Origin of the sequence: Meridianimarinicoccus zhengii (assembly GCF_003254465.1) — a bacterium.
In the GTDB taxonomy this organism is placed as follows: domain Bacteria; phylum Pseudomonadota; class Alphaproteobacteria; order Rhodobacterales; family Rhodobacteraceae; genus Meridianimarinicoccus; species Meridianimarinicoccus zhengii.
In genome coordinates this window covers 74923-98060 of record NZ_QDFI01000008.1, presented here as the reverse complement: position 1 = coordinate 98060, position 23138 = coordinate 74923, and the positions used below count along the sequence as shown (strand labels likewise).

Annotated in this window: 18 protein-coding genes; 7 read left to right on the top strand and 11 right to left on the bottom strand. The window is 68.0% G+C overall.

What is annotated here, in order from left to right; translation table 11 throughout:
- Positions 1–228: 228 nt before the first annotated feature.
- The 3 genes from DDE13_RS04405 to puuE are packed head-to-tail and all read right to left on the bottom strand — an operon-like array spanning position 229 to position 3603.
- A complete protein-coding gene (locus DDE13_RS04405; protein ID WP_111401844.1) occupies positions 229–1653 on the bottom strand; it encodes a uracil-xanthine permease family protein in 1425 nt (474 codons plus the stop codon).
- Between the two features lie 52 nt (positions 1654–1705).
- Positions 1706–2191, bottom strand: a complete 486-nt coding sequence (locus DDE13_RS04400; RefSeq protein ID WP_111401842.1) for an ureidoglycolate lyase — start codon at positions 2189–2191, stop codon at positions 1706–1708.
- Complete coding sequence (puuE, locus tag DDE13_RS04395; protein ID WP_111401840.1) at positions 2188–3603, bottom strand: allantoinase PuuE; 1416 nt, start codon at positions 3601–3603, stop codon at positions 2188–2190. Before puuE ends, DDE13_RS04400 begins: the two co-directional genes overlap by 4 nt.
- A 146-nt stretch (positions 3604–3749) precedes the next feature.
- Here puuE and uraH point away from each other — a divergent pair, with 146 nt between their 5' ends.
- Positions 3750–4103, top strand: a complete 354-nt coding sequence (gene uraH / locus DDE13_RS04390) for a hydroxyisourate hydrolase (RefSeq protein ID WP_111401838.1) — start codon at positions 3750–3752, stop codon at positions 4101–4103.
- Positions 4104–4107: 4 nt separating this feature from the next.
- Here uraH and DDE13_RS04385 read toward each other — a convergent pair whose 3' ends face one another.
- The gene (locus tag DDE13_RS04385) at positions 4108–5019 is read right to left on the bottom strand and encodes a LysR family transcriptional regulator (RefSeq protein ID WP_111401836.1); all 912 of its coding nucleotides are present in this window, start codon (positions 5017–5019) and stop codon (positions 4108–4110) included.
- A gap of 98 nt (positions 5020–5117) precedes the next feature.
- On the opposite strand from DDE13_RS04385, the gene DDE13_RS04380 reads away from it, so the two are divergent.
- On the top strand, positions 5118–6350 hold the full coding sequence (locus tag DDE13_RS04380; protein WP_111401834.1) for a urate hydroxylase PuuD: 1233 nt from the start codon (positions 5118–5120) through the stop codon (positions 6348–6350).
- Between the two features lie 110 nt (positions 6351–6460).
- On the opposite strand, the gene DDE13_RS04375 is transcribed toward DDE13_RS04380, so the two are convergent.
- Positions 6461–8668 (bottom strand): NADP-dependent isocitrate dehydrogenase, encoded by a 2208-nt coding sequence (locus DDE13_RS04375; RefSeq protein ID WP_111401876.1) that lies wholly within the window; start codon positions 8666–8668, stop codon positions 6461–6463.
- A 222-nt stretch (positions 8669–8890) separates the two neighbouring features.
- Here DDE13_RS04375 and DDE13_RS04370 point away from each other — a divergent pair, with 222 nt between their 5' ends.
- A complete protein-coding gene (locus tag DDE13_RS04370) occupies positions 8891–10159 on the top strand; it encodes an MFS transporter (RefSeq protein ID WP_111401832.1) in 1269 nt (422 codons plus the stop codon).
- An 18-nt stretch (positions 10160–10177) separates the two neighbouring features.
- On the opposite strand, the gene nusG is transcribed toward DDE13_RS04370, so the two are convergent.
- Positions 10178–10732, bottom strand: coding sequence for a transcription termination/antitermination protein NusG (gene nusG / locus DDE13_RS04365; protein WP_162630849.1), 555 nt, complete (start codon positions 10730–10732; stop codon positions 10178–10180).
- 191 nt (positions 10733–10923) lie between these two features.
- Between nusG and DDE13_RS04360 the strand changes: the two genes are divergently transcribed.
- The 3 genes from DDE13_RS04360 (at position 10924) to DDE13_RS04350 (ending at position 15063) form a co-directional block, all read left to right on the top strand.
- Complete coding sequence (locus DDE13_RS04360; protein WP_222626029.1) at positions 10924–12279, top strand: polysaccharide biosynthesis/export family protein; 1356 nt, start codon at positions 10924–10926, stop codon at positions 12277–12279.
- Between the two features lie 89 nt (positions 12280–12368).
- Positions 12369–13349 carry an ABC transporter substrate-binding protein gene (locus DDE13_RS04355; RefSeq protein ID WP_111401870.1) on the top strand — a complete coding sequence of 327 codons (981 nt, stop codon included), beginning with the start codon at positions 12369–12371 and terminating at the stop codon, positions 13347–13349.
- A 1-nt stretch (position 13350) separates the two neighbouring features.
- Complete coding sequence (locus DDE13_RS04350) at positions 13351–15063, top strand: ABC transporter permease (RefSeq protein ID WP_235868581.1); 1713 nt, start codon at positions 13351–13353, stop codon at positions 15061–15063.
- Between the two features lie 137 nt (positions 15064–15200).
- On the opposite strand, the gene DDE13_RS23545 is transcribed toward DDE13_RS04350, so the two are convergent.
- Positions 15201–16223 carry an ABC transporter ATP-binding protein gene (locus DDE13_RS23545; protein ID WP_111401830.1) on the bottom strand — a complete coding sequence of 341 codons (1023 nt, stop codon included), beginning with the start codon at positions 16221–16223 and terminating at the stop codon, positions 15201–15203.
- A 263-nt stretch (positions 16224–16486) separates the two neighbouring features.
- Between DDE13_RS23545 and DDE13_RS04340 the strand changes: the two genes are divergently transcribed.
- On the top strand, positions 16487–17947 hold the full coding sequence (locus tag DDE13_RS04340) for a metal-dependent hydrolase family protein (protein WP_222626028.1): 1461 nt from the start codon (positions 16487–16489) through the stop codon (positions 17945–17947).
- A gap of 95 nt (positions 17948–18042) precedes the next feature.
- Here DDE13_RS04340 and DDE13_RS04335 read toward each other — a convergent pair whose 3' ends face one another.
- From DDE13_RS04335 to DDE13_RS04320, 4 genes are all read right to left on the bottom strand, one after another.
- Positions 18043–19200, bottom strand: a complete 1158-nt coding sequence (locus DDE13_RS04335; protein ID WP_111401828.1) for an NAD-dependent epimerase/dehydratase family protein — start codon at positions 19198–19200, stop codon at positions 18043–18045.
- Positions 19201–19349: 149 nt separating this feature from the next.
- The gene (locus tag DDE13_RS04330; protein WP_111401826.1) at positions 19350–20318 is read right to left on the bottom strand and encodes an SLAC1 anion channel family protein; all 969 of its coding nucleotides are present in this window, start codon (positions 20316–20318) and stop codon (positions 19350–19352) included.
- A 190-nt stretch (positions 20319–20508) separates the two neighbouring features.
- The gene (locus tag DDE13_RS04325) at positions 20509–21519 is read right to left on the bottom strand and encodes a Gfo/Idh/MocA family protein (protein ID WP_111401824.1); all 1011 of its coding nucleotides are present in this window, start codon (positions 21517–21519) and stop codon (positions 20509–20511) included.
- Positions 21516–23123 (bottom strand): GMC family oxidoreductase, encoded by a 1608-nt coding sequence (locus DDE13_RS04320; RefSeq protein WP_111401822.1) that lies wholly within the window; start codon positions 23121–23123, stop codon positions 21516–21518. Before DDE13_RS04320 ends, DDE13_RS04325 begins: the two co-directional genes overlap by 4 nt.
- Positions 23124–23138: the final 15 nt, after the last annotated feature.

The window sequence follows — 23138 nt, the reverse complement described above, 5'->3', positions numbered from 1 at the left end:
CTCCGTTTTCGATCTTGAATCAGAAATGAGACCAAACGGGAATCCCTTGATTGCAGACACGGCCTAGGGCTTTGGGCGACATCAGGGCGACCCGCCGGGACCTTCTACCGACGAAGGCCCGCACGGGAACGCCGCGCCCATCACGGCGCAAGCCCTCCTGATCAGCGAAAACGGCGCCCCGGCAAGGGGGGCGCCGCCAGATGCCGCGTCAGGGTATCGGCGCGGGGCTCAGTGCGAGCGCGTCTCACCCAGCGAGCCGCGGTTGTGGCCGGACATGCCGCCGGACACTTCCTCGGTGGCTTCCGCGGCCAGTTCCTCGGGCAACAAAAGGTTCAGCACGATGGCGATCACCGCCGCGGGCAGGATGCCCGAGGTTGCCAGCACCTGCACCGTGCCCGGCAGATGCTGCAGCGCACCCGGTTCGAGTTGCAGCCCCAGACCCAGCGACAGGGCGATGGCGAAGATCACCATGTTGCGCCGGTTCCAGTGCACGTCCGACAGCATGGAAATCCCCGCCGCGACCACCATGCCGAACATCACGATCACACCACCGCCCAGCACCTCGATCGGCACCGAAGAGATCACGGCCCCGATCTTGGGCACGAGCCCGCACAGGATCAGGAACAGCGCACCGATGGTCACGACATGGCGGCTCATGACGCCGGTCATGGCGATCAGGCCCACGTTCTGCGAAAACGACGTGTTGGGCAGCGCGCCGAACAGGCCTGAGACCGCGGTGCCGATCCCGTCGGCGAAGGTGGCGCCGCGGATCTCGTCATCCGTCGCCTCGCGGCCCGCGCCGCCCTTGGTGATCCCCGACACGTCGCCCACGGTTTCCACCGCCGACACGAAGGCCATCAGGCAGAAGCCGACGATCGCCGCGACCGAGAATTCCAGCCCGAAATGCAGCGGGTTGGGCAGGGCGAAGGACGCGGCATTGCCCACGTTCGACAGGTTGACCTGCCCCAGCACGAAGGCCAGCGCATAGCCCGCAAGCAGCCCCACCAGAACGGCGGAGACCGACAGCATCCCGCGGGCAAAGAACTTCAGCCCCAGCGTGACCACGATCACCGTGCCCGCCATCAGCCAGTTGATGGCCGAGCCATACGCCTCGGTCCCGATGGCCGGCACGCCGCCCGCCGCATACTGGATGCCGACCTGCACGAGCGCGAGCCCGATCATCGTCACGACGAGTCCGGTCACCAGCGGCGGCAGCGCGAAACGGATGCGCCCGATGAACAGCCCGAGCACCGCGTGGAACAGCCCGCCCACGAACACGCCGCCCATCAGCACCGCGATGGCATCCACGCCCTTGCCTGCCACGATCGGAATCATGATCGGGATGAAGGCGAAGGACGTGCCCTGCACGATGGGCAGCCGCGCGCCCACCGGGCCGACCCCGATGCTCTGGAACAGGGTCGCGATGCCGGCGAAGAACATCGACATCTGGATCATGTAGATCATCTGCGGGAAGTCGGGCGAGTTCGACCCGAAGCCGAAGCCCGCGGCACCGCAGACGATGATCGCGGGCGTCACGTTCGACACGAACATCGCCATGACGTGCTGGATGCCCAGCGGCACGGCCTTGACCAGCGGCGGGGTGTAGTTCGGATCGCGGAGCTGTTCCGGCGTTCCTATGGATGTATCGGCCATTCTGGGGGTCTCCTCCCGTTATGCGCGCGGCTCCTCCTGCCGCGCGCTGGTGTCAGTCCGTGATGGTCCAGGGCGTGGCGAACCAGTGTTCCTCAAGGTTCGGGCCGGAACCGATGCGGTCCACGACCGCGCAGAGGCCGGGCGCGCCGAGCGGGGTCAGCACGCCGTGCCAGACCCCGCGATGCAGGTTGAACCCCTGCCCCGCTGCGCTGAGGAACGCGCGCGGCGTGCCGGGGGTGCCATTGTCGTCCGGCGCCACGATCACGAGGAAAGGCGCGGCGGTCATGGGCAGGAACGCCTGGCTTCCCTCCGGGTGCCGTTCCACCATGTCGAGCGTATGGGGCAGGCTGCGCGGCACCGCGTCGAAGACGCTGATCCCGGCCCGCCCGTCCCCGAAATCAAGTCGCGCACGGTCGTGATGCCGGTCGCACATCCCCTGGTTGATGATCTTGTCCGGCGTACCCGACGCGTCGAGCACGTCGCCGAACGGCGCGAAGGCCGCGGCGGTCAAGGGTTCGATCCGGATCGTCCCGCTCATGCGCCAAGCTTCTCGATCAGGCGCAGTTCGGCGATGCGTTCGACCTGGGCGCAGGCTGTGGCCAGTTCCGTGTCGCGGTCGTTGTCCAGCCGCGCGCGGAAGGCGGCCATGATCGACGCTTTGGTGTTGTCACGCACGGCGATGATGAAGGGGAACCCGAACTTCGCCGTGTAGCTATCGTTCAGCGCGGTGAATTCCGCCCGCTCGGCGTCGGTCAGCGCGTCGAGACCGGCGCTGGCCTGTTCGGCCGTCGACTCGGCCGTCAGGCGCTTCGCCGCGGCCAGCTTGCCCGCAAGGTCGGGATGCGCCGTCAGCACGCCCAGCCGTTCGTCCGGGCTGGCAGCTCGGAAGGCCCGCACCATCGCGGCGTGCAGCCCCGCGGCACGGTCGCTGTGGGGGCCAAGCTCCATCTCGTGCGCGCGCTCGGCGACCCAGGGGCTATGCTCGAAGATACCGCCGAAGGCCGCGACGAAGCTGTCGCGATCCATCTGCGACGGGCGGTCGCCGTGTGCGGGCGGGTGCGTCGCGGCCCAGTGATCCGCGATCTGTTCGCGGGTGGCGAACCAGACACCGTCATGGGACTTCATGTGGTCGAGTGCGCGTTTCAGCGCGATGGCCCGCCCCGGCCGACCGGCCAGACGGCAATGCAGCCCGATGGACAGCATCTTCGGCGCACCCGACTGCCCCTCCGCATAAAGCAGGTCGAAGCTGTCTTTCAGATACGCCTCGAAATCCGCGCCATGGGTGAAGCCGGCCTGGATGGCGAAGCGCATGTCGTTGCAGTCGAGCGTGTAGGGCACAATAAGCTGGTCCTTGCCCCCGGCGGTGACCCAATAGGGTAGGTCGTCCGCGTAACTGTCCGCGATATAGGCGAAATCACCTTCCTCCGCGGCCAGATCGACCGTGTTCATGGAACAGCGCCCGGTATACCAGCCGCGCGGCGCACTGCCCGTCACCTCCGCGTGCAGCCGGATCGCCTCGCGGATCTGGGCGCGCTCGCCCTCGGGGGGCATGTCCTTGTGTTCGATCCATTTCAGCCCGTGGCTGGCGATCTCCCACCCGGCGGCCTGCATCGCCGCCACCTGTTCGGGTGCCCGCGCCAGCGCGGTCGCCACGCCATAGACCGTCACCGGCAGGTCGCCCATCATCCGGTGCAGCCGCCAGAAACCGGCGCGGCTGCCGTATTCGTAGATCGATTCCATGTTCCAGTGGCGTTGGCCGGGCCAGGCCGCGGCGCCGGTGATTTCCGACAGGAACGCCTCGGACGCCGGGTCGCCGTGCAGGATGTTGTTCTCGCCGCCTTCCTCAAAGTTCAGCACGATCTGCACGGCGATCGCAGCGCCGTTGGGCCATGCCGCGCCGGGGGGGGTCGCGCCGTAACCGGCCAGGTCGCGGGGATAACGTGGTGCCATGATGTGCCTCCGATTTTCATATGTTCATATCCCGAAAGATGCCGCGCCACTTTCAAAAAAACCCGAAAGGAGCGTCAAGTGCCGGGGGCTTTGCCCTTGGCCGCAGGACGCGGATAGTACAGGTAGACACCAGCCAAGGGGGCACCATGACCGGCTACCTGACAACCCATGTTCTGGACACCGCGCGCGGCCTGCCCGCGCAGGGCCTGAAGATCGAGCTTTTCCGTATGGAAAGCGGAACGCCTGTGCATCTGCGGACCCTGCATACCAATGCCGACGGGCGCACCGACAGCCATATCCTGCCGGCGGAGGAGTTCGAACCCGGCACCTATGAGTTGGTTTTCCATGCGGGTGCGTATCTGGATGCGGTCGGCCTGCCGCCGGAAGAGCCGCGATTTCTCGACGTGATTCCGATCCGCTTCGGGATGTCCGAGGCATCGCACTACCATGTGCCGCTGCTGTTGCAGCCCTTCGGCTACGCCACCTATCGCGGAAGCTGATCCGTCACGCCGCCGCCTGCACCGCCCCGGCGATCCGCGCGATCACGAATTCCATGAAGAGCCGCGTCTTCGGATCCTGCTGGCGGCGGTGGGTATAAAGGCACGCCATCTGGATCGGCTCGGGCGGCGTGTCGCGGGCCACGGGCACCAGCGCCCCGGTGGCAAGATGTTCGGCGACCTCGAACACGGGCTTCAGCGCGATCCCCTGCCCGTCCAGCGCCCAGGCGGTCAGCACGTCGCCATCGTCACATTCGAACCGTCCGGCGACCGGAAAGCGGCGCGGGCCCGTGGGCGTGACGAGCGGCCACTGGAATTCGGTCGCACCCGGAAAGCGCAGGTTCAGGCATTCGTGCCGCTCGGCCACCAGCGCATCGCCGTCCCGCGGCATCCCCCGCGCGGCGATGTAGGCCGGTGAAGCACATAGCACCCGCGGCACATCGGCGATCTTGCGGATGCGCAGCGTGCTGTCCTCGGGCTGGCCGAGGAAAAAAGCCAGGTCCAACCCCTCGGTCGTCAGGTCGATCCTGCGGTCGGTCAGGCGCAGGCGCAGACTGACCTCCGGGTATTCCTCAAGAAACGCGGGCACCTGCGGCGCGATCAGCCGCCGCCCCACCCCCAGCGGCGCCGCTACGTAAAGCGCCCCGCGCGGGTGTTCCGTGATGCTCGCGATCTGCGCTTCGGCATCCTGCACAGCGTCGAGGATCGCCGTCGCCCCCCGATAGAACGCCCGCCCCTGTTCCGTCGGAGTCAGGCTGCGCGTGGTGCGCTGGAACAGCCGCACACCCAGATGATCCTCCAGCTGTGAAATCCGGGCCGAGGTCACCGCCGAGGAAATGCGCAGATCCCGTCCCGCGGCCGACATGCTGCCCAGTTCGTAGACACGCACGAAGGTTCTGATATTGGCGAGATAGGACATTCTTCGGATTTTTTTGATGCTGCTTGGTTTACGGCGCAAATAGCAGAAGAAACCCCGCTCGGCTACGGTCCCGGCAAAGCATATGGGAGTGTCACGCCATGTTCGATCTTGCCGTCATCTGGGACTGGATCGCCTTTTCCGTCCGCTGGCTCCATGTCATCACCGCGATGGCGTGGATCGGGGCCTCGTTCTTCTTCATCGCGCTCGATCTGGGCCTGAAGCCCGCGCCCAACATGCCGAAAGGCGCCCATGGCGAGGAATGGCAGGTCCATGGCGGCGGGTTCTACCACATCCAGAAATACCTGGTGGCGCCCGAGAACATGCCGGAGCACCTGATCTGGCACAAATGGCAAAGCTACATCACGTGGGTCTCGGGCGCGGCGCTGCTGATGATCGTCTACTGGGTCGGGGGCGAGTTGTTCCTGCTCGACCCGACCAAGGCGGACCTTGCGCTGTGGCAGGGCATCGCGATCTCTGCCGCCTCGCTGACCGTGGGCTGGCTGGCCTATGACGCGCTGTGCAAGTCGAAGCTGGGGGAAAACCCCACGCTGCTGATGCTGATCCTGTTCGTCATCCTCGTGGCGATGTCATGGGGTTACAATCAGGTCTTCACGGGGCGCGCGGCGCTGCTGCATCTGGGCGCGTTCACCGCCACGATCATGACCGGCAACGTGTTCTTCCAGATCATGCCGAACCAGCGGATCGTGGTGGCGGACCTGAAGGCCGGGCGCACGCCGGATGCGAAATACGGCAAGATCGCCAAGCTGCGGTCGACGCACAACAATTACCTGACCCTGCCGGTCATCTTCCTGATGCTGTCGAACCACTACCCACTCTCGTTCGGCACGCAATATGCGTGGATCATCGCGTCGCTGATCTTCTTGACCGGCGTCACCATCCGGCACTATTTCAACACGATGCACGCGACGGGCAAGGGGCCGAACTGGACCTGGGCCGCCACCGCGCTCATCATGGTGGCGATCGCGTGGCTGTCGTCGCTGGGCACGCCCGCGGACGTGGCCGAGGCCCAGGCGCGCGACCTGACCCCGCAGGAGCGGCGCTTCGTCGAAGCGGACGGGTTCGACGACGCCTATTTCGCCGTGATCGGGAACTGTTCCATGTGCCACGCCCGCGAACCGGGCTGGGCCGGGATGCACTGGCCGCCCAAGGGCGTGGTACTGGAGACCGAGGCGGATGTCGCCCGCCACGCGCGGCAGGTTTATATGCAGGCCGGGCGCAGCCATGCCATGCCCCCGCCGAACGCGTTCGAGATGGACCCGGAGGCGCGGCAGGAAATCGCGGCGTGGTATCGCGCGGCGACCGGCGGATAGCCGGGCCGCCCCATTGGCCCACCTGCGCGCCATCATCGCAGCGCGCGGGCGCAGAATTCAGGACATGCCGCCGGGCCTGCGATAAAGGACCCGGCGGCACGCGTTTTCGGTCAGCCGATGATCGCGTTCAGCGTCGCCGAGGGGCGCATCACCGCTGCCGTCTTGTCCGCGTCGCCGTGGTAGTAGCCCCCAAGATCGACCGGTTGCCCGCGGCCCGCGTGCAGTTCCGACAGGATCGCCGCCTCGCCATCGGCCAGCGCCTTGGCCACCGGGGCGAAATGCGCCGCGAGATCCGCGTCGTCTGACTGCGCGGCCAGTGCCTCGGCCCAGTAGCGGGCGAACCAGTAATGGCTGTCGCGGTTGTCGGGCTGGCCGACCTTGCGGCCCGGGCTGCGGTCATGGTCGAGCACGCCCTGCGTGGCGATCTCCACAGCCTCCCCCAGCACCCGCGCCTTGGCATTGTCCGTCTGGTCGGCAAGGAACTTGAAGCTCTCGCCGAGCGCGCAGAACTCGCCAAGGCTGTCCCAGCGCAGGTGGTTTTCCGCGTGCAATTGCTGGACATGCTTGGGGGCCGACCCGCCGGCGCCGGTTTCGAACAGCCCGCCGCCCTGCATCAGCTTGACGATGGACAGCATCTTGGCCGAGGTCGCCAGTTCCAGGATCGGGAACAGGTCGGTCAGGTAGTCGCGCAGCACGTTGCCGGTGATCGCGATGCAGGTCTCGCCCTTCGTGATCGTCTCGAAGCTGGCGCGGGTCGCTTCGCGGGGGGCCATGATCTCGAACTTGTCGGAAACGCCATGGGCTTCGAGGATCGGCTTCACATAGGCGATCAACTCCGCGTCATGGGCGCGGTTTTCGTCCAGCCAGAAGATTGCCCGGCAGCCTTCGGCCTTCTGGCGGTCGATGGCCAGTTTCACCCAGTCTTCGATGGGCGCCTTGCGCGCGCTGGCCGACCGCCAGATGTCACCTGCCGCGACGGTGTGTTCGTGCAGGACCGTGCCGTCCTCCAGCACCATCCGCACCACGCCGTCGGCGGGGATCTCGAAGGTGGTCGGATGGCTGCCGTATTCCTCGGCCTTCTGCGCCATCAGGCCGATGTTCTGGACCGTCCCGGCGGTGGCCGGGTTCAGCTTGCCGTGTTCCTTGAAGAAGCGGATCGTCTCGTCATAGACGGGCGCATAGCTGCTGTCGGGGATCACGCAGACCGCGTCGTGTTCGGTGTTGTCCGGGCCCCAGCCCTTGCCGCCCGCGCGGATCAGCGCTGGCATGGACGCGTCGATGATGACGTCCGACGGCACATGCAGGTTGGTGATGCCCCGGTCGCTGTCGACCATGTACATCGGCGGACGGTCGGCCATGCAGGCCTCGATGGCCGACAGGATGTCAGTGCGGTCCTTCACCTTCGCCAGCAGGTCGCCAAGCCCGTAATTCGGGTTGACGCCAAGGGATGCAAGATCGTCGCCGAATGTCTCGAACACCGGCTTCAGGAACGTCTTGACCGCATGGCCAAAGATGATCGGGTCCGAGACCTTCATCATCGTGGCCTTGAGGTGGATGGAGAACAGCACGCCCTCGGCCTTGGTCTTCTCGATCTCGTCCGCCAGGAACGCATCGAGCGCGGCAGCCGACATGAAGGTGGCATCGACGACCGTGCCCGCCGGATAGCTCAGCCCGTCTTTCAGCACCGTCTCGGTCCCGTCCGCGGCGGTCAGGACGATCTTCACCGTCACGGCCTTGTCCAATGTGGCCGAGCTTTCGTTCGAGAAGAAATCGCCCCCCGACATGGAGGCCACGCGCGTCTTGCTGTCCGCGGTCCAGTCGCCCATGCGGTGCGGGTTGGCCTGTGCGAATTTCTTCACGGCGGTGGCCGCGCGGCGGTCGGAATTGCCCTCGCGCAGGACCGGGTTCACGGCCGAGCCCTTGATCGCATCGTATTTCGCGCGGGCGGCCTTTTCCTCTTCCGTTGCGGGATTGTCGGGGTAGTCGGGGATGGCATGGCCCTGCCCCTGCAATTCGCGGATGGCGGCATTGAGCTGCGGGCCGGATGCCGAGATGTTCGGCAGCTTGATGACATTCGCGCCGGGCGTCTTCACCAGTTCACCCAGTTCCGCAAGATCGTCGGACTGGCGCTGTGCATCCGTCAGCTTCTCGGGGAATGCCGCGAGGATACGCCCGGCGAGCGAGATGTCCTTCGTGCCCACGCTGACGCCCGCCGCGCTGGCGAAGCTGCGGATGATCGGCAGAAGCGAGGCCGAGGCCAGTTCGGGCGCTTCGTCAACCTTGGTGTAGATGATGTCGGGTGTTGCGTCTGTGGTCATGGGATCCCAGCCTTGGTTATTCTGCGGCATACCGTAGTACACAATGATGGCCTGCGCCACCGTTTCCGTCGAAGTGCAGGCGCGGGCAATCACCGCACCCCTTGCGGCCTCCGTTACCATGCCGCTGGGTCATGCCGAACCGACGCATTGCCGCGCCCCCGTGGTGCGCTCGACCGGTCCGGCGGGGTTCCGTCCGGGCGGCGGCTCGGCTAGCGTCGCGCCATGACTCGGCAATTGTTCTCGATCGCCGCCCTGCTGCTCGGCTCGGCGCTGCTGCTGTTCGCGGGCGGCATGAATGCGCTTCTGCTGCCCGTGCGCGGGTCGGCGGAAGGGTTCAGCGCCACGTCGCTGGGGCTTCTGGGCACGGGCTGGGCCATCGGCTACGTGTCGGGCTGCATCCTGACCCCGCGGCTGGTAGGGCGCGTCGGGCATATCCGGTCCTTTTCGGTGATGTGCGCACTTGCGGCCATCGCCGTGCTGCTGTCGCTGATGATCCTGCACCCGATGGCGTGGCTGCCGCTGCGCGCGGTGTCGGGCTTCTGTTTCGCAGGGGCGGCGATGATCGTGGAAAGCTGGCTCAGCGAACGCAGCGAGGCATCGGCACGCGGCCGCGTCTTCGGCATCTACACGATGGTGAACCTTGCCGCGACCACGGCGGGGCAGATGGTGCTGACGCTGGGCAGCACGGCGGGGTACGCGTTCTTCGTGCTGGCCGCAGTGGTCTATTGCGCCGCGCTCGTGCCTACGGCAATCTCGTCCACGGCGGCACCGAACCCGCTGGTCAGCGTGCGGCTGGACCTGCCGCGGCTGTGGCGCAATTCGCCGGTGGCCGTGGCGGGCGTTTTTCTCGTGGGGATATCCAACAGTGCCTTCGGCACGCTGGCGGCGGTCTATGCCGACCGGGTCGGGCTGGTGCTGACCACCATCGCGCTCTTTGCCAGCATCCCGATCCTGGCGGGGGCGGCCTCGCAGGTGCCCGTAGGGTGGCTGTCGGACCGGATGGACCGGCGCCGGGTGCTGTTGGGGCTGGCCGTCGTCGCGATGGCGGCGGACCTGGCTTTCATTCTGCTCGCCCCCGACACGCGCGGGATGAACCTCGCGCTCGCCGCGGTCTTCGGCGCATCGGTTTTCGCGATGTACCCCGTGATCCTGGCCCATGCGAACGACCACGCGGTGGAAGGACAGTTCATCCAGACCTCCGGCGGGCTCTTGCTGGTGTTCGGCTTGGGGTCGATCATCGGCCCGATGGTCGCGGGCATCGCCATGGGACGACTGGGCGAGACGGGGCTTTTCATGACCTCGCTAGGCGCGCATCTGGCGCTGGTGCTGTTCACGCTGGCGCGGATGGCCTTGCGCGCCGCCGTACCCGAGGCGGACAAGGGCGCCTTCATGGTGACCCCGCCCGTCCGCGCGATGACGCCCGAAACCGCCGCCATGGTCACCGAGGACATTGCCGCGCAGGATACCGGGCCGGACCCCGCACCGGCCTGACCCCGCCCGGCCCGACCGTCAGCCGACCCGGCGCAGATGCGCGTCCGTCGTCGAGACCGGCGTTTCCCCGCCAAGGATCTCCATCATCACCCGCACGCGCCCGTCGCGGTCGAGTTCCACGACCCGCCCGACCAACGCGGTGAAGGGGCCGTCGGTCATTTCCACCCGGTCGCCGACCGCCAGCGCAGGTTCGGGCACGAACAGGCCCGCGGCGTTGCAGCGGTCCATCATTGCGGCCATGAACCCGCGTGGCAGCGGGCGCGGTGCGCGCGGGTCGCCCGTCACCAGCCGGGTGATCCCCTGCGTGGCGTTCACCGAACGCCAGCCGGGCCGAGCCGGGTCGAACTGCACGAAGACGTAACCAGGAAAGACAGGCTCCGCCCGCCGGGTCACGCGCCCCGCCTGGCGCCGCACGGCGATCATGCGCGGTGCGAAGGCCGCGAAGCCCTGCCTGCCGAGATTGCGCAGTGCGATCCGCAGCGCATTCGGCTTGAGCTGCGCCGCGAACCAGTTGTCCGGGTCCAGCCGACCCGCGACAGCGTCGCGGCACATCCCGTCATGATCCGCTGACATCGGCCTTGTCCCGTCATGGTGGTGCCGTTTCGCATTTATCGCCCCCACACCGGACGAGACAAGCCCCGGCTTGCAAAGGTGTGGCGATCGGGCACGCCGGGTCAACAACAGGCGCGCGGCAGGTTGCCTGTGCGGTCCCGGCTGTGCTTTACCACCTGCGATAGACGCGTCCCGCCGGAAAGATTTTGACCATGCCCCGTATCCTGATGTGCCTCGCGCTTTGCCTGTCGGGCTGCGGGGCCGCCTATATCGCGCCATCGGTCGCGCCCGCGTCGCGCAATGCGGCGGCACCTGTCGATGTGGTGGTGGTTTCGATGACCCCCGATGCCATCGCGGCGGCCAACGCGTCGCCCTATGCACCGCGCCGGGTGCCCGCAGCGTTCCGGCAGACGGCCAACGCGCCGGACCGCAGCGAACTGCTCGACCTGCCCGCCGCACCCGGGCGCGCCGACCAGCAGCCCCCGGCGCTGGAACTGCGCGTGCCACCCCCGGTATCCTCCGGCCCCTACCGCATCGGGATCGCGGACGTGCTGCTGCTGGCCACCACGGCACCCGCGACCGAATCCGAGGCGCTGACCGGCATTCTTGCCGCCCAAAGCCGGCGGCAGGGTTACACCGTGCAGGACGACGGCACCATCGCCATCCCCGAAGCAGGCCGCGTGCAGGTCGCGGGCCTGACCGTCGAGGACGCCGAGGCGTCCGTGTTCCAGGCGCTCGTGGCGGCAGGGCTCGATCCCAGCTTCAGCCTCGAGATCGCCGAGTTCAATTCCAAGCGCGTGTCCGTGGGCGGCGCCGTGGGCCAGCCCGCGCTAGTCCCGATCACGCTGCAACCCCTGCGCCTGCGCGAGGCGCTGCAGATCGCGGGCGGGATCGTGGCACCGGATCAGGATTATGCCTCGATCCGGCTGTTCCGGGACGGCACGCTTTACCAGATCCCGCTGTCGCAATTCCTGAGGGAAGCGCGGTTGCAGCAGATCGTGCTGACGGATGGCGACGCGGTCTTCGTGGACACCGAATACGAACTGGACCGCGCGCAGCAGTATTTTCGCGATCAGCTTGCGCTCGTGACCGCCGAGAACCAGGCGCGCGCCAACGTGCTGGACCAACTGGAGACCGAATTCACCATCCGCCGCGCCCGGCTTCAGGAAGAGCGCGACAATTTCGCGGCGCTGACCGAGCTTGACGCATTGGAGCGCGACTATGTCTACCGCGTGGGCGAAGTCGTCCAGCAGGGGCGTATCCCGCTGCCCTATGAACGGGTCGGCACGCTGGCGGACGCGATCTATGCCGAGGGCGGGTTCCGCACATCGCAGGGCAACCCGTCCCAGATCTATCTTCTGCGCGGCTTCGGCACCGGCGGCGCCGTGCGGGCCTATCATCTCGACGCCCGCAACCCCGGCAACCTGATCCTTGCCACGCAGATGCAGTTGCGGCCCAACGACTTCATCTTCATCGAGGAACAGCCGATCACCAAGTGGAACCGCGTCGTGTCGCAGTTCATCCCGTCGCTGTTCAACCAGGTCGCCCAGGTCGCCGACGGCGTCTGAGCGGATATTCCCGACGGAAGCTGTAAGAAAGCGTCACAAACCGCTGCTATGCCCCGCGTGATCCACCACCGGAGAAAAGGATGACACGGATGACACAGGCACGGATTATCGGGGCGGCGCTTCTGGCCGCCATGGCAACGGGCGCGCAGGCCGACCCGTCTGGCACGCTCGTGCTCTACACGTCGCAGCCCAACGCGGACGCGCAGCAGACCGTCGATGCCTTCACCGCCGCCCATCCGGGCGTGGAGGTGGAATGGTTCCGCGACGGTACGACCAACGTGCTCGCCAAGCTGGAGGCCGAATTCGCCGCGGGAGCGCCGCAACCCGACGTGCTGCTGATCGCGGATTCGGTGACGATGGAGGGCATGAAGTCGCAGGGCCGCCTGATGGCGCATCCCGACGCGGATATCTCGGCCTACGATCCCGGCACGATGGACCCAGAGAAATTCTGGTTCTCCACCAAGCTCATCACCACCGGCATCGTCTACAACACCGCGGCGGACATGGTCCCGACCTCCTGGGCGGACCTGCTGGCGCCGGAGGCCGAGAACCAGATCGCGATGCCGTCGCCGCTGACATCGGGGGCGGCCACGATCCACATGGTGTCGCTGACGGGTCATCCCGATCTCGGCTGGGAATACTACGAATCGCTGGCCGATCAGGGCGCGCTTGCGCAGGGCGGCAATGGCGGCGTGCAGCAGGCCGTCGCGGGCGGCGAGAAGCTTTATGGCATGGTCGTGGATTTCCTGCCGATCCGGGCCGCGGCCGCCGGGGCGCCGGTGGGCTTCGTCTTCCCCGAGGAGGGCGTGAGCTACGTCACCGAACCCGTCGCGATCCTGTCCTCTGCCGCCAACCCTGAGGCCGCGAAGGCCTTCGTCGATTTCATCCTGTCGCGCGAGGGGCAGGAACTCGCCGCAGCGCAGGGCTATCTGCCCGCGCACCCGGACGTGACCCCGCCCGAAGGCTTCCCGCCGCGGTCCGAGATCCGGCTGCTGGATTTCGACCCGGCGCGCGCGCTGGCCGAGGATCAGGCGAACAAGCTGCGATTCACCGAGATGTTCGGCGGCTGACTTGGCCGCACGGCGCGACAGCATGACGGGCGGCGAGGCGGCAACCCTCGCCGCCCTTCTTGCGCTTGGCGCGTGCCTGTTCGTGCTGCCCATGGGCCTGCTGTTCCGGCAGGCCCTGACCGGCCCCGAGGGGGCAAGCCTTGCACCGCTGGCCGACGCGCTCGGCAGCCGGGCGGTGCGCGCAGCCCTGGTCAATTCGCTGGACAGCGCGGCGGTATCCGCTATCGCCGCGCTGTGTATCGGCACCGCGCTCGCGCTGGCCGTTGCGGTCAGCGACATCCGCGCCAAGGGGCTTCTGGTCTTCGCGATCCTGCTGCCGATGATGGTGCCGCCCCATGTAACCGCCATCGCCTGGACCCAGACCACCGGCCCCACCAGCCCGCTGCTAGGCGTGCTGGGGATCGCGCCCGCGCCGGGCAGTCCCAACCCGCTTTATTCCCGCGGCGGGGTGATCGCGCTTCTGGCGCTGCAACACACGCCGCTGACTTTCCTGCTGGTGCTGACCGGCCTGCGCGTGCTCCCGCGCGAGGTGGTGGATGCCGCGCGGGTCGCCGGAGCGGGACCGGGGCGGACGCTGGGCCGGGTGATCCTGCCGCTGCTGGCGCCCACGCTGCTGGCCGCCGGGGCGCTGGCCTTCGTCGCCGCACTCGGCAATTTCGGCATCCCGGCGCTGCTGGGCATCCCGGGGCGCTACACCACGCTGCCTGTGCTGATCTGGCAGCGGCTCGCATCCTTCGGGCCAGGCATGCTGCCCGCAATCGCCGTGCTGTCCGCATTGATGGCCGCCGTGGCACTGGCCGCCGTCGCGGCGCAGATGGCGCTGATGCGGCGGGCGGGCACGCGGCTGATCGGCACGGCGCAGGCGCCGCTCACCTTCGCGCTCGGGCGCGCGCGGCCATGGGCCGAGGCGGCGCTGGCCGCCTATGTCTTCGCGGTGCTGGTCCTGCCGCTGAGCGCGCTGACCGCCACGGCGCTGGTCCCCGCCTTCGGCGTGCCGCTAAATGTGGACACGGTCACGCTCGACAATTTCCGCGAAGTGCTGGTTCGGCAGCAGGCGACGCTGCGGGCCTTCGGCAATTCCACCCTGACCGCGGGGGGCGCGGGGGTGGCGCTGGCGGGGCTCGCCGTGCTCGCCGGGTATTTCGTCACGGCGCGAGTACGGGTGGCGCGGCGCGCGGGCGGCGCCTTCGCCACGGCGGCTGAACTCAGCTACGCGGTGCCGGGGATCGTGCTGTCCATCGCCTTCATCCTTGCCTTCCTGCGGCCGCTGCCGGTGCTGGGCGTGTCACTCTACAACACGCTGTGGATCATCGCGCTGGCGTATCTCGCGGCCTTCGCCGCCATAGCGCTGAAGCCGGTTCTGGCAGCCTATGCGCAGCTCGACCCCGCACTCGACGATGCCGCGCGCGTGTCCGGCGCGGGCTTCGGGCGGCGCATGGGGCGGATCTTCGCACCGCTGGTGGCACCCGCCGCCGCCTCTGGCGCGATACTCGTGTTCCTGACCGCGTATAACGAGATCACGGTGTCCGCGCTTCTGTGGTCCACCGGCAACGAGACCATTGGGACCACGATCTTCAACTATGAAAACGGCGGCTACACGACCATTGCGGCAGCGATGGCGGTGGTGACGGTGGCGGCGACGGCGGTGCTGATGGGGCTTCTCGACCGGGCGGGGCGCTGGCTACCGCCCGGCGTCATCCCCTGGCGGATGTAACGGCTGTCGCCTCGACGGCGGCGCGCGGGTGTTCCGATGTACCCTGTCCGGGACACCGTGGAATGGGTCCTACCCGGTCCATCCCCGGCTGTCGGGAAAGAAGGCAAACCGCGGCGCCCCGCTGCGGCGGAGCGCGGTCAGCCCGCCATCGCCCAGCTGCCGGTGATCGCCAGCGCGACCTCCTCCCCCGCTGCGATACGGGTGCGGGCGGTCACGACCAGCGGCTCGGCCAGACCTGCGACCGCGACCCGTGCCTCCCACGCGCCGCCACGATAGAGCGCCGCCATGACCTGCCCCGCGACCGGCGCGCCCGGCGCCAGCACCACGTCATCAGGCCGGATCAGCACGGGCACGTCGCCGCCCTGACCGGGACCCGCGACCGGCACCTGCACAGGCCCCAGATCGGCGCGGTCTCCCGACCGGCGCGCGCGCAGGATCGCCCCGCGCCCGATGAACCGCGCCACCGCGACGCTGTCGGGGCGGGCATAGATGTCCTCGGGCGGGGCGCATTGCAGGATACGCCCGTCGGCCATCACGGCGATCCGGTCGGCCACGGCGAACGCCTCCCGCTGGTCATGGGTGATGTAGACCACGCTCGCCCCCGTCCGCGCGTGGAAACCGGCCAGTTCCTCTTCCATCGCGGCGCGCAGATGGGGATCGAGATTGGCCAGCGGCTCATCCATCAGGATCGTGTCCGCCCCCTGCGCAAGGCAGCGCGCCAGCGCCACCCGTTGCCGCTGTCCGCCCGACAGGTCCGCAGGGCGGCGCCCGGCGAATTCCGTCAGGCCGACGGTCGCCAGATGGTCCGCGGCCGCTGCGCGCGCCGCCGCCCGGCCCTGCCCTGCCGCCTGCACGGGAAAGGCCACGTTGTCGGTGACGTTCATGTGCGGCCAGAGCGCGTAGGACTGGAACACCACGCCCACGCCCCGCGCCTCGGGCGGAAGATGCCGTGTGGCATCGGACAGCACGCGCCCGTTGACGGCGATGCGCCCGGCATCGCACCGTTCCAGCCCCGCGATAAGCCGCAGCAGCGTGCTCTTGCCGCAGCCGGACGCGCCGACCACCGCCACGAATTCCCCCGGCGCCATCGCAAGCGACACGCCCCGCACGGCCGCATGGGTGCCGAAGGCCTTCGCCACGCCGTCCAGTTCGATCGCCATGCCTTCTCCCCTCGTGCCACCGGCCGCGTCATGGCAAGCGCGCATGACAGCGTCTTGACAACCCCGACCTGCACCACCCGCCCCGAACCGTCCCCGGCCCCGGGGCCGGGTATCGGGCGCGCATCGCCTAGCACAGTGGCGTTCCGGTTGCACATGGGGCCGCCATCGCCGCGGCATGGCGCCGGGACCGGGCGCCCGCACGGTTGCGCGCCCGGGACGGGCATGCTGTGTTGCGCGCAGGCCAAGTCGAGAGGGGATAGCCCATGTGCCAGGTCTGCCACGATCCCGTCACGGGACGCGCCGTCGGGATCGATCCCTGCCTGTGCGGCGCACCGGCGACACAGGCCGCCTTTGCCCGCATCGCCGCCGACCTGGACCGGCGCCGGATGATGGGCGGTGCCGCCGCGGTCGTGGGCATGTTCGCGGGTTTCGGACTGGGCGCCGACGATGCCCATGCGCAACCTCAGGGCCAGCCAGTCCGCCTGCGCAACCTGCGGTTCTTCGACGGGCAGCAGCTGGAGATGCAGGCCGGGCGCGACATCCTTGTGCAGGGGAACCGGATCGCCGGCCTGCCCCGCGCGGATGACGACGGGCCAGAGGATGCCCGCGTGATCGATTGCGGCGGGCGCGCGGTAATTCCGGGGCTGATCGATGCCCATTGGCACACGACGCTGGCGGGCGTCACCCAGCGACAGGCCATGGCCGCCGATATCGGGTTCGTGCACCTGATGGCGGGGCGCGAGGCCGCTGCGACCCTGCGGCGCGGCTTCACCACCGTGCGCGACACGGGCGGTCCGGCCTTCGGGCTGAAACAGGCGATCGATGCGGGCGCCCTGCCGGGGCCACGGATATTTCCGTCGGGCGCCATGATCTCGCAGACATCGGGGCACGGGGATTTCCGGTTTCTCAGCGACCTGCCCCGCCGCCCCGACGACCTGTCCTACGCCGAACGCGCGGGTGTCGCCGCCATCGCAGACGGACGGGCCGAGGTGCTGCGGCGCACGCGCGAGCAACTGATGAAGGGCGCGTCGCAGATCAAGATCATGGCGGGGGGCGGCGTCACCTCGGTCTACGACCCGCTCGAAAGCCTGCAATTCACCGAGGACGAGATGCAGGCGGCGGTGCAGGCGGCGTCGGACTGGGGCACCTATGTCTGCGCCCATGTCTATACCCCGGCGGGCATCCAGCGCTGCCTGCGCGCGGGCGTGCGGTCCATCGAACACGGACAACTGGCCGATCTCGACACCGTCCGGATGATGCGCGACGAAGGGGCGTGGTGGTCGATCCAGCCGTTCCTCGGCGACGCCGACGCGAACCCGCGCAGCAACCCGGCGCAACAGGCCAAGGGCGACGAAGTGGCGCGCGGCACCGTGCAGGCGTTCGAGATGGGACAGGCGGAAGGCGTGAACATGGCCTTCGGCACGGACGTTCTGATGAATCCCGCGGGGGCCGCGACGCAGGGGCGGCAACTGGCCAAGCTGACGCGCTTCATGGCACCGCTCGCGGCGCTGCGCATGGCCACGGGCGCCGCCGGCGACCTGCTGGCCATGTCGGGCGGGCGCGCGCCTTATGACGGGCCGCTGGGCGTGATCGCGCCCGGCGCGCTGGCAGACCTGCTGGTGGTGGATGCGGACCCGGAAACGGGGCTCGATTGGCTGGACACGCCCCACGAGTCGCTGGCGATGATCGTCAAGGACGGACGGATCGTCACCTCGCGGCTCTGACCATATCGCTGTGGGATGCGGCGCGGGTCATTTACCCGCGCCCGGTCACTGTCACCCGCAAGACCCCGGCCAGCATCACGGCAATGCGGCGACCGTCAGCGCCAGCGCGACACGCAGGGGATCTTGGTCCGGTCGCAATTGTCCGCGTAGCGGCGAGCGATGTCCGTGACCTCGGCCAGAAGACCGGCCTCCAGCGTGATCGGGTTCAGGCCCAGTTCGAGGAACGTGTCGTTCGTGACGTGCAGGTCGTTTTCGGCCGCCTCGTTCCGGGGGTTTTCGACCATCGCCACCTCGGCCCCGGTCTGGTCCGCGATCATCGCCGCCAGATCCCGCACCCGGTGGGTTTCGGTCATCTGGTTGAGGATGTTGACCCTGTCGCCCTGCGCGGGCGGGTTCGTCAGCGCCAGTTCCACGCAGCGGCAGGTGTCCTGGATATGGATGAAGGCCCGCGTCTGCCCGCCCGTGCCGTGCACGGTCAGCGGATAGCCGACCGCCGCCTGCATCAGGAACCGGTTGAGCACCGTGCCGTAATCGCCGTCATAATCAAAGCGGTTGATGAGCCGCTCGTCCATCTGCGTCTCTTCGGTTTGGGTGCCCCAGACGATCCCCTGGTGCAGGTCGGTGATCCGCACGCCATCGTTCTTGTTATAGAAGAAGAAGAACAGCTGATCCTGCGTCTTGGTCATGTGGTAGATGGAACCGGGGTTGGCGGGATAGAGGATATCCTGCGTGTGTGGCCCGTGCTCCGTGGCGACCTGCACCTGCAGGTAGCCTTCGGGGATCTTCATGCCCGCCGTGCCGTAGCCATAGACGCCCATGGTTCCAAGATGGACAAGGTGTATGTCCTGCCCGCTCTCGACGATCGCGGCCAGCACGTCGTTCGTGGCGTTCAGGTTGTTGGACACGGTGTAGCGCTTGTGAGCAGACGATTTCATCGAATAGGGGGCCGCGCGCTGTTCGGCAAAATGCACGATGGCGTCCGGCTTTTCCTCGCGCAGGAGCGTCAGGAGCCGGTGATAATGTTCGCCCACCGTGAAGCTTTCTGCCCGGATCGTGTGGTTGGTCAACTCGTGCCACGCGCGCAGACGCTCACCCAGCGGGCGGATCGGGGTGAGCGAGGTGACCTCAAGCTCCACGTCGATCTTCCGGCGCGACAGGTTGTCCACGATGATGACCTCGTGGCCGCGCTTCGACAGATGCAATGCCGTGGGCCAGCCGCAGAACCCGTCGCCGCCCAGAATGATGACCTTCATGCCTGTCTTGTCCTTCTTGCCTGTTCGTCACTGCGCCATGCCGCGTGGCAGCATTCCCGGCGTTCAACACCTTTTCCGTGACGGCGGCGTGACAGGCAACCCCGTCCGGTGCCCCCGGCGCCGGGCCGGGGTACCGGTTCAGGCCGCCATCACTCGGGCAGGCAGATCTGGCGCGCGGCGATGGCGCGGCCGGTGCGCAGCATCAGCGCGGCCACGATCACGACCAGAAGCGCCAGCAAAGCCAGCCCGAGCCCGGTATGGAACGCCGATCCCGCGAGCGCACCGAAGCGCAGGCTGGCGATGGTCAGCGCCGCAACCGGAAAGCTGAGCGCCCACCATGACAGCGCGAAAGGCAGGTTGAGGAATTTCGGCGCCTGCATCGCCACGATGGCCGCGAAGACATAGGCGAGGTTCAGAAGCAGCCGCCCGCCCGCATCGACCTGCCCGCCATTGAGCGACAGCCACGACAGGAATCCCACCGCGGGGGGTGCGATCAGGATGGCCAGCGTGGGCAGCAGCCGTCCCGGCAGCGGATCGTGAAAGATCAGCCGGTTCATCACCAGCGTCAGCAGCACGGCCCAGAACATCAGCCCCGCCGAGAAGAACAGCCAGGACAGTTCCACGAAGCCCAGCGAGGGCCCCGCCACCGGCACGACCACGTTGCCCACCGCCGGAATGAACCATGCGGGCGATATGTGCATCGGCTGGAACGGACGGTGTCCGATCCAGCACGACACCACCGCCAGCGTCAGCCCGGCCTGAAGCACCGCGCCCAGCAGCCAGAGCGGACGGGCGATATCCGGCCGGTCCGGCGCCAGCGCCGTGGCGATCAGCATGAGCGAGATCGAGATCGCCGGAAAGAACGCCAGCTTCACCGGGTGCTGCCATTCCGCAGCCACCGCCGCCGGGTGCCGCAGCGCCTTGCGGGCATAGACGGCCCCGATGGCGAGGAACGCGATCACCGTGACACCCAGCATCACGCTGGACGCCGCCCCCGCCAAGGGTAGCAAGGCCGACGCGGCGTGCAGCGCGAGCGTCAGCCCCGCCAGCCCCAGCACGGCAGCGAAGAACGATATCGGGAAATGTTCCAGCCGGTCCTGCGCGTCGGGAAGGGTCATGCGCTGCCGCGCCCCGGCAGTGCCGCGCGCATCCCTGCGGCCGGGTGGGGCCGCGTGAAAGCGGTCTGTTTCATGGTTGTCCTCTGCAAGTCACATCACGCCTGATGAATGTGAATGCTGCGCCATGCCTTGACCGAGATCAAGACACGGCGGCTTGCGGTAGTGGGCAGGCGTGCCGAGTCGCAGGTCCTCAACCGTAATCTGGCCGCAAGGCCTGCCCGGTGCGCGACGACTCTGCCGCAGCCAGCGCGATGGCCAGCGCCGCGCGCCCGTCATCGGCGGAGGGTTCGGGGGCGGTGCCGCCCTCCAGCGCCGCGCGGAACGCATCGAGCGCGTGATGGAAACTCGCGTCATAGCGTTCAAGGAAGAAATGCTTCAACGGCGCCCGCGCTTCGGTCACATCGCCGGTCCAGCGCACCAGCGGATCGTCGCGGTGGTTGCCGGTCTGCACCATGCCGCGCGTCCCGAACGCCTCCAGCCGCTGGTCGAAGCCATAGGCGCATTGGCGGGAGTTGTTCACATGCGCGAGGGCACTCGAGGGGAATTTCAGTGTCGTCATGGTCGCGTCCGCGTCGCCCTCCGCCCCGATCTGCGGGTCGAACAGGCACGACGCGGCGGCCTGAACCTCCACCGGACGTTCGCCCGCGATCCAGCACAGAAGATCGATGTCGTGGATCGTGGCGTCGATGAAATACCCGCCCGACCCGCGCACGTAGTCGATGGGCGGGGGGCTTGGTTCGCGGCTCCAGCTCATCAGGAAGGTCAGCTTGCCGATCTCACCCGCCTGCACCGCCGCGCGCAGCGCCGCGTTGTCCGGGTCGAACCGGCGGTTGAACCCCAGCATGAAGGGCACCGGATGGCGCGCCAACACGTCGAGGCTGGCCCGCGTGCGGTCCATCGTGAGTTCCAGCGGCTTTTCGCAATAGATCGGCTTGCCCGCTTCCGCCGCCGCTGTGATGTATTCAAGATGGGTGTTCGAGGGCGTGGCAATGACCACGGCATCAACGCCCGGATCGGCAAGCGTCACCGCGAGGTCGTCGGACGGCGAGCCGCCATAGGCGTCGCACGCCGCCTGCGCCCCCGCCATCCGGTGATTGTAGACGCGCACCAGCCGCAGGTCGGGATGGGCCGCGATCTTGGGGCCATAGACATGGGCCATGCGCCCCGCGCCCAGAAGCGCCAGCCCGAGTGTCTTGGTCATTGCGCCGCCACCCCTGTCTTTGCATCCTCAAGGATCATGTCCGCCCCCTTTTCCCCGATCATGATGGACGCGGCGTTGGTATTGCCCGACACGATCCGCGGCATGATCGCCGCATCGACCACGCGCAGCCCGCCGACACCGTGCACCCGAAGCCGCGGATCGACAACCGCCGCCCCCGCCGGACCCATGCGGCAGGTGCCCACGCCATGCAGCAGCGACAGCCCGTTCGCGCGGCAATGCGCCAGCAGATCGGCGTCGGTTTCGGCCTCCGGCCCCGGTGTCAGTTCGCGCTTCACGCAAGCGGCCATCGGGTTCGTTCGGGCGATGGCGCGGGCGAATTTCAGGCCCGCGATCGCGGCTTCTTGGTCCGCTTCGGTTTCGAGGAAGTTGAACCGGATCGACGGCGGATCGGTCGGGCGCGGTCCGGTCAGCCGGACGTGCCCGCGCGCATTGGGGCGGATATGTTCGGCCAGGATCGTGAAGCCGGAAAACGGGCGCGGCTTCAGATCCTCGCCGGTGCACCACGCCATGAAGGTCACCATCATGTCGGGCGTGGGGATGTCCGGGTGCGTGTGGATGAAGGTGTTGGAATAGTTGCCATTGTCCGCGAACGGCCCGGTGCGGAACAGAAGATAGCGCAGCAGTTCCCGCCCGCCCTTCAGCGGGTTGTTGTAGATATCGTTGACCGTGCTCTTCTCGCGGCTTTCGTATTCCGCACCGATGCCGAAATGGTCCTGAAGATGGTCGCCCACGTCGGGCAGGTCGTGGATCACATCGACCCCGTGGGCCTTGAGGTGGTCGGCAGGCCCGATCCCCGACCGCATGAGGACCTGGGGCGAGTTGTAGACCCCGCCGCACAGGATGATCTCGCGCGCGGGCGCGGTTGTGCGGCGGCCTTCGGGGCCCTTCCACGTCACCGACACGGCCTGCCCGTTCTCGACGTTGATGCGTTCCACCAGCGCGCGGGTCTTCACGTCGATATTGCGCGCCATGCGCCCCCGCAGATAACCCTGCGCGGTGGACCAGCGCCGCGCCTTGCGCGTGGTCGTCTGGACATAGCCGGTGCCAAGCTGGGCCGCGCCGTTGAAATCGTCGTTGCGCGGGCTGCCGAGTTTTTCGGATGCCGCGTGGAACGCCTCCCCCAGCTTGTGGGGCGTGGGCAAGTCGGACACCGACACCGGGCCGCCCGCACCGTGGAACTGGTCCGCGCCGCGTTCCTGGTCCTCGCATTTTCGGAAATAGGGCAGCACCTCGGGCCAACTCCAGCCCGGGCAGCCCATGGCGACCCAGCCGTCGAAATCCTCGGGCTGGCCGCGCATGTAGATCATGCCATTGATCGACCCGGTGCCGCCCAGCACCTTGCCCCGCGGCTGGAACAGCCGCCGCCCGTTCAGGTTGGGTTCGGGTTCCGAGGTGTAGCACCAGTTGACGCTCGGATTGGCATAGAGCCGCGCATACCCGAGGGGGATGTGAATCCACGGATTGCGATCCGGCCCGCCTGCCTCCAGCAACAGTACGCGGTGCCCGGCGTCGGACAGCCGACCCGCCACCACGCAGCCCGCCGACCCGGCCCCGATCACGACGAAATCGTAGGTCTCGCTCATTCCGGTCCTCCCTTC

Bases quoted from the DNA above. Each gene is read 5' to 3' on its own strand.
- DDE13_RS04405 (WP_111401844.1), bottom strand. From the start codon at position 1,653: ATGGCCGATACATCCATAGGAACGCCGGAACAGCTCCGCGATCCGAAC.
- DDE13_RS04400 (WP_111401842.1), bottom strand. From the start codon at position 2,191: ATGAGCGGGACGATCCGGATCGAACCCTTGACCGCCGCGGCCTTCGCG.
- puuE (WP_111401840.1), bottom strand. From the start codon at position 3,603: ATGGCACCACGTTATCCCCGCGACCTGGCCGGTTACGGCGCGACCCCC.
- uraH (WP_111401838.1), top strand. From the start codon at position 3,750: ATGACCGGCTACCTGACAACCCATGTTCTGGACACCGCGCGCGGCCTG.
- DDE13_RS04385 (WP_111401836.1), bottom strand. From the start codon at position 5,019: ATGTCCTATCTCGCCAATATCAGAACCTTCGTGCGTGTCTACGAACTG.
- DDE13_RS04380 (WP_111401834.1), top strand. From the start codon at position 5,118: ATGTTCGATCTTGCCGTCATCTGGGACTGGATCGCCTTTTCCGTCCGC.
- DDE13_RS04375 (WP_111401876.1), bottom strand. From the start codon at position 8,668: ATGACCACAGACGCAACACCCGACATCATCTACACCAAGGTTGACGAA.
- DDE13_RS04370 (WP_111401832.1), top strand. From the start codon at position 8,891: ATGACTCGGCAATTGTTCTCGATCGCCGCCCTGCTGCTCGGCTCGGCG.
- nusG (WP_162630849.1), bottom strand. From the start codon at position 10,732: ATGTCAGCGGATCATGACGGGATGTGCCGCGACGCTGTCGCGGGTCGG.
- DDE13_RS04360 (WP_222626029.1), top strand. From the start codon at position 10,924: ATGCCCCGTATCCTGATGTGCCTCGCGCTTTGCCTGTCGGGCTGCGGG.
- DDE13_RS04355 (WP_111401870.1), top strand. From the start codon at position 12,369: ATGACACAGGCACGGATTATCGGGGCGGCGCTTCTGGCCGCCATGGCA.
- DDE13_RS23545 (WP_111401830.1), bottom strand. From the start codon at position 16,223: ATGGCGATCGAACTGGACGGCGTGGCGAAGGCCTTCGGCACCCATGCG.
- DDE13_RS04340 (WP_222626028.1), top strand. From the start codon at position 16,487: ATGTGCCAGGTCTGCCACGATCCCGTCACGGGACGCGCCGTCGGGATC.
- DDE13_RS04335 (WP_111401828.1), bottom strand. From the start codon at position 19,200: ATGAAGGTCATCATTCTGGGCGGCGACGGGTTCTGCGGCTGGCCCACG.
- DDE13_RS04330 (WP_111401826.1), bottom strand. From the start codon at position 20,318: ATGACCCTTCCCGACGCGCAGGACCGGCTGGAACATTTCCCGATATCG.
- DDE13_RS04325 (WP_111401824.1), bottom strand. From the start codon at position 21,519: ATGACCAAGACACTCGGGCTGGCGCTTCTGGGCGCGGGGCGCATGGCC.
- DDE13_RS04320 (WP_111401822.1), bottom strand. From the start codon at position 23,123: ATGAGCGAGACCTACGATTTCGTCGTGATCGGGGCCGGGTCGGCGGGC.